At 37.2% G+C, this 9,521-nt stretch carries 9 protein-coding genes and 2 pseudogenes; 4 read left to right on the top strand and 7 right to left on the bottom strand.

What is annotated here, in order from left to right; all coding sequences use genetic code 11:
* Positions 1-300 precede the first annotated feature (300 nt).
* Positions 301-3,300, top strand: a complete 3,000-nt coding sequence (locus L655_RS0108460; protein ID WP_076915283.1) for a Tn3 family transposase — start codon at positions 301-303, stop codon at positions 3,298-3,300.
* Between the two features lie 169 nt (positions 3,301-3,469).
* Here L655_RS0108460 and L655_RS0108455 read toward each other — a convergent pair whose 3' ends face one another.
* The 6 genes from L655_RS0108455 to merR all read right to left on the bottom strand — a co-directional run bounded on the left by L655_RS0108455 (position 3,470) and on the right by merR (position 7,221).
* Positions 3,470-3,907: a MerR family transcriptional regulator gene (locus L655_RS0108455; RefSeq protein ID WP_008110853.1), complete on the bottom strand. Its 438-nt coding sequence runs from the start codon at positions 3,905-3,907 to the stop codon at positions 3,470-3,472.
* A gap of 113 nt (positions 3,908-4,020) precedes the next feature.
* Positions 4,021-5,460, bottom strand: coding sequence for a mercury(II) reductase (gene merA / locus L655_RS0108450; RefSeq protein WP_024603994.1), 1,440 nt, complete (start codon positions 5,458-5,460; stop codon positions 4,021-4,023).
* 20 nt (positions 5,461-5,480) lie between these two features.
* Complete coding sequence (merC, locus tag L655_RS0108445) at positions 5,481-5,900, bottom strand: organomercurial transporter MerC (RefSeq protein WP_008467331.1); 420 nt, start codon at positions 5,898-5,900, stop codon at positions 5,481-5,483.
* Complete coding sequence (merP, locus tag L655_RS0108440; protein WP_008110847.1) at positions 5,900-6,184, bottom strand: mercury resistance system periplasmic binding protein MerP; 285 nt, start codon at positions 6,182-6,184, stop codon at positions 5,900-5,902. Before merP ends, merC begins: the two co-directional genes overlap by 1 nt.
* Before the next feature lie 46 nt (positions 6,185-6,230).
* On the bottom strand, positions 6,231-6,578 hold the full coding sequence (locus tag L655_RS0108435) for a mercuric transporter MerT family protein (RefSeq protein ID WP_008467333.1): 348 nt from the start codon (positions 6,576-6,578) through the stop codon (positions 6,231-6,233).
* 190 nt (positions 6,579-6,768) lie between these two features.
* Complete coding sequence (merR, locus tag L655_RS0108430; protein ID WP_008110844.1) at positions 6,769-7,221, bottom strand: Hg(II)-responsive transcriptional regulator; 453 nt, start codon at positions 7,219-7,221, stop codon at positions 6,769-6,771.
* 269 nt (positions 7,222-7,490) lie between these two features.
* On the opposite strand from merR, the gene L655_RS0108425 reads away from it, so the two are divergent.
* Positions 7,491-8,114 (top strand): recombinase family protein, encoded by a 624-nt coding sequence (locus L655_RS0108425; RefSeq protein ID WP_008467336.1) that lies wholly within the window; start codon positions 7,491-7,493, stop codon positions 8,112-8,114.
* 35 nt (positions 8,115-8,149) lie between these two features.
* Here the strand turns inward: L655_RS0108425 and L655_RS0108420 are convergent.
* Positions 8,150-8,557, bottom strand: a pseudogene (locus L655_RS0108420) (ISAs1 family transposase); the annotation flags it as partial.
* Positions 8,558-8,726: 169 nt separating this feature from the next.
* Here L655_RS0108420 and L655_RS0108415 point away from each other — a divergent pair.
* On the top strand, positions 8,727-9,074 hold the full coding sequence (locus L655_RS0108415) for a hypothetical protein (protein ID WP_016899519.1): 348 nt from the start codon (positions 8,727-8,729) through the stop codon (positions 9,072-9,074).
* Positions 9,075-9,178: 104 nt separating this feature from the next.
* A pseudogene (locus L655_RS0108410) lies at positions 9,179-9,521 on the top strand (transporter); the annotation flags it as partial.

The raw sequence follows: 9,521 nt of genomic DNA, 5'->3' as shown, positions 1-9,521 counted from the left end.
AGGGGTTTTGCGCCCATCCCCTCGAAATTAACCTTAGCTTGAATTTTCACGCTTAGAGTAACTTTTCGTACCATTGGACTTCACCCCTTGAATAACACAGTTTGTATTATTTAGCCCATCCCCTCGAAATCGGCATTAGTATTCTTAAGTAATAATACACAGTGGTAAACTATCTTATGAAAAGTTTACCACTTTAGTCGCTTAAATCGGCTTTATGGTAATGTTAAGCAGTTGACTGGTAAACATTAACCTCATTGATTAAGGTATGCTGATTAAAAATAACAAGAAAGGCTTACCACTATTTCTTCATCAAACACCAAGCGTATACAAATTCTCAGCGAATCAGAAATCAACGAACTCTATGCCTTACCCAATTTTAACCGTAAAGATCGTGATGATTATTTTTCGTTAGATAGTGAAACTCAAAGGCTCGTCAACGAATTAAGACGTATTGAAACCAGAGTGTATTTTATCTTACTGCTTGGTTACTTTAGGTCACGGCCAATAGTATTTAATTTCTCATTTACTCAAGTCAGTAATGATTTAGATTATGTAAGATCCAAGTATTTCAGCGATAAAGATATGTCTCTTGAGGATTTATCACCAACAACAAAAACTAAGCTGATTAATAAGTTATTAAAATATACAGGGTTTACAGCATACCAAAGCAAGTTAGATAAAGAGCCGCTATTAAAAAGGCTTAACGATGTTGTAAAAATCAACCTTGAACCAAGGTATGTTTTTGATGAATGTATTGCTTATTTTGGTCAAAACAGAATAGCGCTAGCTGGTTATACAACGCTGCAAGACACTATTTCTACGGTATTATCAAATGAGCGTAACCGAATTGAAATGGTGCTGCTTGATAGTTTGTCTTCAGGTACCAGAAAAACATTACTTAAATTACTTGAGTCAAATAATACCTTTACTGACTTAGCCAAGTTAAAGAAAATGGCTAAGGACTTTTCAACGAGCCAAATCACCCAAGAGCTGAAGACGCATAAAATTATACGCTCGCTTTATCCAGAAATTAAGTCACTGATTGCTGAACTGGAGCTATCACCTAAAAATCTTGAATACTATGCTTCACTGGTAAAGCACAAGTCCGTTTATAAGCTTAGAAGACACGCAGATAGCCAAACTATTTTATATCTCGTTTGTTACTTGTTCTTCAGGTACCGAGAGACTAACGACAATCTTGTTGCTGCATTTATTTACTTGGTAAGGAAGTTAACCGAATCAGCTAAAGGCTATGCAAAGCAGCGTATTGTTGAAGATGTAGCCATTGTAAGAACCAAATTAAAATCCGCTGGTAGTTTATTAAAGTACTTCATCGATACCGATATGGACGATGATTTAAGCTTTGGTGATGTACGTAAAAAAGCCTTTGAATTGATCCCTGCTGACAGTATTAAACTGTTAAGTGATCACTTAGATAATAACGACTTTGATGGCCGTCAGTACGAATGGCAATTTATTGATAAACAATCCAGTAAAATTAAAAAACTTATCCGCTCATTATTTATGTCTATCGATATTGAGTTCATTCATTTAAAGGATGAACTCCATGAGCAGTATGTTATGGCACATTCTGAACTTAGTGAATTAAAGGCTATCCAAACCATTAACATCGATGTGGTACCTAAACATGACCGAGAGTATTTAGAGGGAGAAAATACCAAATTAATTGCTAATCGATTTGAGTATTTCCTTTATCGTAAAGCCGAACAATTATTTCACAGTAATAGCTTAACGGTGAAAGAAAGCGTTAATAACCGTAGTTTAACGTCAGATCTTATACAACCTAAAGAATGGCAGCAAAAAGAGACAATCATTGAAAACACTGGCCTTGATAAGCTGGCAACACCGATTAACCAAACACTCGCAGATAAGAGCCAACAATTAGAAGTTAAGCTGAAGGAAGCAAGCGAGCATATCTTTAGTGGTGATAATAAGTATGTTGAGTTTATTCCTGGCAAAGCCGAACTCAAGTGGTCAATTCCTAACAGCCGTTGGCAACAAACAATTGAAAACCCGCTCTACAATCAAATTCAACACATGGGTATCGTTGAACTCATGTTGTTTGTTGATCAAAAGACAGGTTACTTAAATTCATTTACACACATATCAGCAACTAAAGAAAAATCACCAGTAAATAAAGAAGATCTGATCGCCTGTATATTGGCAAACGGCACCAATTACGGCCTATATAAAATGGCGAATATCTCTGACCGTTCAATGGGTAAATTACGCAGTGTAGATGATAGTTATGTCAGATATGAAACACTCAAAACGTCTAATGATCAGGTTTCTAATGCTATAGCCACGTTGCCAATATTTGCCTATTACCATGTGGACGATAATCAGTTGTTTTCAAGCATTGATGGTCAAAAATTTGAGTGTCGCATAAATACGTTTAAGGCTCGGTATTCGTCTAAGTACTTCTCCAAAGGTAAAGGTGTTTCAGCATTAACATTGGTTTCTAATCATGTTCCGGTGAGTACGCAAGTCATTGGCGCTAACGAATATGAAGGTCACTTTGCTTTTGACTTACTCTATAACAACTCTTCAGATATACAGCCTAATACCTTATCGACCGATACGCATGGTACCAATAATGTTAACTTCGCTATATTAGATTTCTTTGGTTACACATTCGCCCCTCGATACGCGAAAATGAAAAAGGTGTTTTTTGAGCTATTTGAAGTGACTGAAGAGAACGGAGGCCGTATTCAATTAAAGAAAGATATTAATCATAAGCTAATTGCTGAAGAATGGGACAATATTCAGCATATTGTTTGTTCATTGAGTCGTAAAACCACCACTCAAAGCACAATCATTAGAAAGTTGAGTAACGGCAAGAGCCGAAGATTGTCAGCATTGCATGAGTACGACCGTTTAATTAAATCTATTTATGTTTTGGAGTATGTTGATAATTCAACGTTGCGTCATTACGTCCAGCAAGCCTTGAACAGAGGTGAAGCATACCATCAGTTAAAACGTGCTATTACTTCAGTTAATGGCAATAAATTTCGAGGGGGGAATGATTACCAAGTATCACAATGGAACGATTGTGCTCGACTCATTTCAAATTGCATTATTTATTATAATTCCGCGTTACTATCGGCATTTTTACAAATCCAAGAGAGGAACGGTAGGCAAGATGTGGTTGATGTTATTTCTCGGCTTTCACCTGTTGCTTGGCAACACATTAATCTAAATGGGGAATATGCCTTTAATAAAGACCGCAAAGAAATCGACTTAGCTGGTTTACTTAGTGATGTAAAATCAATAAGTTAAAGAATGCCATCTGTTTGTATTTCTAATTCAAAAGGTACTGCGCATCAAAGTGCCATTAAAAATTGGAGGTGTTGATATTCTATATGCTTGATATATACAAGCTAACATTGATAGAAAACAGATAAGCTAACAAGTTTTTAGTCGAGCCATGAACTGTTCTATAATTGTTCTAATTGCAAAACTCTTCAATTTGGTTTGTTACTAGATTTAAAAATACTTTTCTATGCTCGATTTTAGTAAGTAGCAGCTTTTGGATGTCTTCAGGAACTTTTCTTTCTCCTGCATCTATTGCCATTAGTAATGGCTTGATATCAACTACAAGAAGACCTGCCGCCCTTGCTGCTCGAATGAACTTTAATCTCTTTAATGCACATAAGCCGTAAAGTGAATGGCCTGACTTAGTTTTTTCTTCGCAGTGTACTAAGTTCTCAAGAACATAATTTCTTACCGTATGGACAGATGTTTGTGCAGCTAGTGCCAGTTGAGAAATACTCAAAGGAAAATCCAACGCATCATCATCACTACTAATGAACTTATTGATGTCAGGTATCTCTGTCAAAAAACTGACTTCACCAACAGGAATGTTTTCAACCTTAGATTTAATCATGATTTAGCATGCTTCCAATTTGTGTTGTTAATGGAATGCCTTAAGATATCTTGATTACATTCAATCAATTGGCACTCCATTAACATTTCTGTAAGTACATTACCGTTAAATGATTACCCTGCGCAGCAAGATAGCTCTTTAACGTCTTTGCTAAAGGTTTGAGCGCATAACTTCAATCCTTCAACCATCGTCAAATACGGAAATAGTTGACCTGCCAATTCTTCGACTGTCATTTTATTATGAATAGCAAGAGCCGCACTTTGAATCAGTTCTCCGCCTTCATGGGCTAAAATTTGTGCGCCTATCAGTTTTCCCGTGGATTCTTCAGCTACCAACTTGATAAAACCATCCGTTTCAAAATTTGCTAAAGCTCTTGGTACGTTTTCCATATCAAGTACACGACTTATCGTATTTATTCCTACCGCTGAAGCTTGTACTTCGGTTAGACCTACCGTAGCAACTTGTGGGTCGGTGAATATAACAGCAGGCATGGTAGATAAGTCGAGTTGCGCATTTCCACCTGTCATATTAATTCCAGCCCTACTTCCGGCAGCAGCAGCAACATAAACAAATTGTGGCATATTGGAGCAATCTCCAGCGGCATAAATGTTAGCTGTTGATGTTTCCATCATACTATTAACACCAATGGCACCACTTTTATCTGTTTCAACACCAACATTTTCTAAACCAAGCTTTCCAGTATTTGCATGGCGACCCGTAGAGATAAGCAATTTTTCAGCGATTAATGTTCCTTCGTTAGTTTCCAATGAAAAACCATTGCTATCATAAGAAACATGACTTGCTTGCGTATTATTAAGTACCCTAATACCTTCTTTTTCAAAGCACTCTGCCAGTTTTTCACCTAATAACGGATCTTCAGCATATAAAAGGGTATGTCTGGCTAGAATTGTCACACGGCTACCTAAACGGGCATAAGCTTGCGCAATTTCCAGAGCAACAACGGAGGAGCCGATGACAACTAGACTACTCGGTAACTCTTCTGCAAATAAGGCTTCTGTTGATGTCCAATAAGGTGTATCAACTAAACCCTTAATTGGCGGAATGCTTGGTGTAGAGCCTGTTGCAATTAAAATGCGATCTGCAACCAGCTCTTCTTCACTACCATCAGACTTGTGAACTAGCAAGGTATTTTGATTTTTAAAACGTGCATAACCTTTAAGTAAAGATAGCGCGGGATTACTCTCTAAAATACGTTGATATTTAGCATCGCGTAGTTCTTCGACGCGAGCGTTTTGCTGATGTGCTAATAAGGAGCGGCTAAGTTGTGGCTGAATATTTTCTAAACCATCAAACGGGTTAGTACGTTGCTGATGCGCTAATTGCGCAGCACGGATCAATATTTTTGAAGGAACACAGCCGACATTTACACAGCAACCTCCGATTACATCGGCTCCTTCAATGATAGTAACTCTTGCTCCGCCTTCTGCTGCTTTAATCGCACTGGCAAAGGCCCCTGAACCACTACCAATAATGGCTACATGTAATTGTTCTGGCTGGATGTCATTTGACGAGCAACAACTATTCGTTGACATATTTTATTCCTCTTAAAAAGTTAAGCGGTACAAGTTTCATCATCACAGCGTTTATTCGCAGGAGAAACCATGTCCCAAATTGATACAGCAACCATTAGTCCTAGCCCCGTATAAGTAACGTATGAACTCCACCCGTACTGGAACCAAGGGTATAAAGAGAGTAAAACCAAAATGGGGCCAATTGAACCGATAAAACTACGGTGCCATTGACGATGGCTAAACCAGCCTAAGATATTCATTGCCAGCGCTAATACTGCAAACAGTGGTAACAACGTATTGATAAATACCCCTTCCCACTGACTAAGAAATCCCATCCCAATTGCCGCACCAAGACTAGCTATCGCGGGAAAACACATGGCGCATCCCATTGCCGAAACAAGTGCACCTATAGAGCCTGCTTTATCTCCGATACGCGTAACTAGTTCTAAGGGGCTAAACATTACTTATTTTCACTTTTTAAATTTGAAGGGTAGCCAGCGTTGGTAGTCGCTGCAATTAATGCATTGATGTTGGTTTTAGTGTCATCAAAAGAAACAACAGCTAGCTTAGGCTTGTAGGTAACTTTCGCATTTTCAACGCCATCAACATTTTCTAATGACTTTTTAACTGTGATTGGACATGTCGCACAGTTCATCGTTGGCACTTCCAGTGTAACTGTTTTTACTTCAGCAAAAGCACCAAAACTAGAAAGTGAAAGCAGTGCGGTTAATAATAATTTTTTCATAATTAGCTCCAAATTTTAAAATGTTATAAATTTCTTGATCTGTATATTAAGCAAACAAAAGTATCCAATAATTACTGGTCACTAAAATTGTCGCAACTATAACGCTCAGCCAGAAAATGACTTTTCGTTGTTGCTGTTTCTTAGGAATTGCACAGGCCGTTCCCGGCTCACACTCTTCTACAGGACGGTAAATTTTCCAACCTGAGTAACCAAACAACAACACTACAAATGCGATAAATAATGGCCTATAGGGTTCAAATGCAGTTAAATTACCAATCCATGAGCCACTTACCCCAAGTAATAACAGGAGCAAAGGACCTACACAGCATACGCCTGCGCCTAATGCTGCTATGATGCCTCCTATCATTGGAAGGTTTGATTCTTTTTGATTCATATAGATACCTCATTAAGTGATAATGCAAGTGTATTGCATGTACCTAAGTACGGAGTCAAGGGTGATTTATAAAAAATTTATCTTTGATAATCTGCTACGACAGATACGGGGAATAAGCTAACTTGAATTAAGGCGCAGAAGTAAAATTGGATATGCTGTTTTAGTGGGAAATGGTAGTTAAGTGAATCATTTACTTCGGTTGCAACGAATCAATTATTGGGCAGTGGCTATCGTCATCATTATTTTGGCATTGTCCTAAATGTTCTTCCAAAGCGTGTTCTAACAACAACAAGTCAGCCATCTTTTTTTGTACTGCGATCAGTTTTTTATTAGCTAATTCTTGTACTTTACTACATGGACTATCGTTTAACGCAAGTAACCCTTCAATCTCATTTAGCGTAAAACCTAATTCTTGAGAACGCTTGATAAAATGTATTCTATTTACCGTTTCTTTCGGGTAATGTCTATAGCCCTGCATAGGCTTTGGTGGTTGTTTAATTAAGCCTTTGCGTTCATAAAAGCGAATTGTTTCGACATTTACACTCAGTTCTTTAGCCAACATACTTATGGTTCGTTTAGACACGTTATCAATTACCTTACTGACTTTTTGTTTACTTACTTTATATCTAATTAAAGTGACCATCAATGAATACCAGTTTAAACATCGCTAATTGATTTTGTTTTTTCTTCTATTAAATAAGTAAAGTTACCGTTGTTACAACAATATTAAACCACAACAATGTATGGTTTATCCTTTTTCATTATCAAAGTCCAAATTAGTGTTATTACATGCAGTTCTACATGAGTACACCCTAAAGATACTGTTAATATATCACAGGCAATTACGTAATGACACCACTTAAATAAACCTATATGATATGACACCATCTAAATAGACCTAATTAGGCAAAAATGTTCATAAGAGCATATTTACGAGCATCAACTTCTGAGCAAGATGCAAATAGAGCAAAAAGCTCATTAAAAAAATTCGTTTCTGGCTTCAGCAAACGAATTGCTTCTTTTTATATAGAAAATAAATCTGGTAATTCTTTAGATAGACCAGAGCTAATTCGTTTATTGGATGAATCAGAGTCCGGTGATGTTTTGTTAGTTGAATCAATCGATCGTTTAACAAGGCTAAGCCCTGATGATTGGAAAACTCTTGTAGCCTCAATAAATGAAAAAGGAATTAGTGTTGTTAGTTTAGATCTACCAACCAGTCATTTAACATTTGGCAGTTTTCCAAGTGATGATTTTATGAGATCAATACTTAGTGCTATTAATAATATGCTGTTAGAAATATTAGCGGCCAGTGCATATAAAGAATATCGAGAACGTGAACGTAAGCAAAAAGAAGGTATTGTAAAAGCACAGCAAAAGGGACTTTATCACGGTCGTCAGCCTGATTTAGAGGCTCATGATAGGATTGCCTCGTTTACTGAAGCTGGATTTAGTATTAATAAAACGGCTGAAGCAGTTGGAGTTAGTCGAAGTACGGTAATTAGAGTTAGAAAAAAGCTTAAAAATTTAGACTAAGGTTAATTTCGAGGGGATGGGCGCAAAACCCCTAATTGGTGTTGGCAGCTCCATGCGCTGACGGTATGTAAGGCACTTTTTCTATCTTTGGTTGTAAATGAACGACGTGCTGTTTTTCCATCAATGGCAATGATATCAGCACCCGTGGTTTCAATAAGTGATGATATCCAAGATTGAAATGAATGCTCTATTTCATCTGATTTTAACCGACAAATGACACGGGCAATGGTGTCGTGTCTTGGGATACCCTCTTTGAAAGCGCCATATTTTTTTAACCAATCAAGTTTTAGATGCCCAAAATCTTCAATATCCTCCCATCCTTCTGCGCCGGAGAGTACAGCACTAATGGCTAAGAGGAGAATATCGATAAGTTCATGCTTTTTACAGCGTTCAATGCGAGGATCGGTAATTGAATCAAAGTGTTTCAGAAAAGTAGCGCTCATATTAAGTGACCAAGGTGATTATAATGCCTTGATCTGATCGCTACTTGTTCTAGAAGTTCAATTTATAATGATCTTGCCGTGGATTGTCCTGTATAAACTACTTAATTTGATTGACTTGAGTGGGTTTCTTGACTACCATGTTTTTTAAAATTTTGATGTTAGAGTAAAAATGAAAAATACTTGGATTAGTTTGTTAGTAGTACTATCGATTGCATTGCAGTCGTTTGCTTCTGTGGCTAATTCAAATGAAAGTCATCAGATTGACTCTCTACATATTCAAACAGAACATTCCCATGATAGTGAAGATATTGAACTTTTCGATGAATCATCTGACACTGAACATAATATTAAAGATTGCCATCATTGTGGTCACTGTCAAGGCACTCACACACAGTGGGTTGCCAGTAATAAATCTACACTACAGACCCCTAAACTTATTATTACAAATCAATATTTTTATGCTGTTCATGTAGATAAAATATTCACTGAAGAACCTATACGCCCCCCAATCGTTTAATTTAGTTTTAAAGCTATATTCGTAACAAATTTATTCTTAACTAGCGCTTAATGTAGCCTAGTTGGTTTAGTTGCGGCATTTTATTATTAAATTAAGAGATTATTATGAAATTTTTCTCAGCAAAATCTACTGGAATCGCATTATTTATCGGCTTTTCAGCAAGTTTATCTGTTAGTAGCTTCGCTTTTGCTAAGCCAACGCTATCGAGTGACTGGCTCGATCGGCAAATCAATAAACACCCTGATATTGTCTCAGCACGTGAACTCATGAATGCTGAATTTTCCAAAGCACAGGGCAGTAAGTTACCACTTTACAACCCAGAACTATCGACAGGTTACGAGCGTGAAGGTGACGGAAATAATTACAATATTGGTATTAGCCAAACGATTGACTTGTGGGATAAGCAGGCTGTTAATGCTGCTATCGGCGATAAAATATTAACGGCGG

Origin of the sequence: Pseudoalteromonas sp. TAE79 (assembly GCF_000498015.1) — a bacterium.
Lineage (GTDB): Bacteria > Pseudomonadota > Gammaproteobacteria > Enterobacterales > Alteromonadaceae > Pseudoalteromonas.
Note: the sequence above shows the minus strand (reverse complement) of the source record. Positions and strands in the feature narration are given on the sequence as shown.

Coding starts and splice junctions, on each gene's coding strand:
- merA (WP_024603994.1), bottom strand. CDS start 5,460: ATGTCAACGAATAGTTGTTGCTCGTCAAATGACATCCAGCCAGAACAA.
- merP (WP_008110847.1), bottom strand. CDS start 6,184: ATGAAAAAATTATTATTAACCGCACTGCTTTCACTTTCTAGTTTTGGT.
- L655_RS0108415 (WP_016899519.1), top strand. CDS start 8,727: ATGAAAAATACTTGGATTAGTTTGTTAGTAGTACTATCGATTGCATTG.
- L655_RS0108455 (WP_008110853.1), bottom strand. CDS start 3,907: ATGATTAAATCTAAGGTTGAAAACATTCCTGTTGGTGAAGTCAGTTTT.
- merR (WP_008110844.1), bottom strand. CDS start 7,221: ATGGTCACTTTAATTAGATATAAAGTAAGTAAACAAAAAGTCAGTAAG.
- L655_RS0108435 (WP_008467333.1), bottom strand. CDS start 6,578: ATGAATCAAAAAGAATCAAACCTTCCAATGATAGGAGGCATCATAGCA.
- L655_RS0108425 (WP_008467336.1), top strand. CDS start 7,491: ATGTTCATAAGAGCATATTTACGAGCATCAACTTCTGAGCAAGATGCA.
- merC (WP_008467331.1), bottom strand. CDS start 5,900: ATGTTTAGCCCCTTAGAACTAGTTACGCGTATCGGAGATAAAGCAGGC.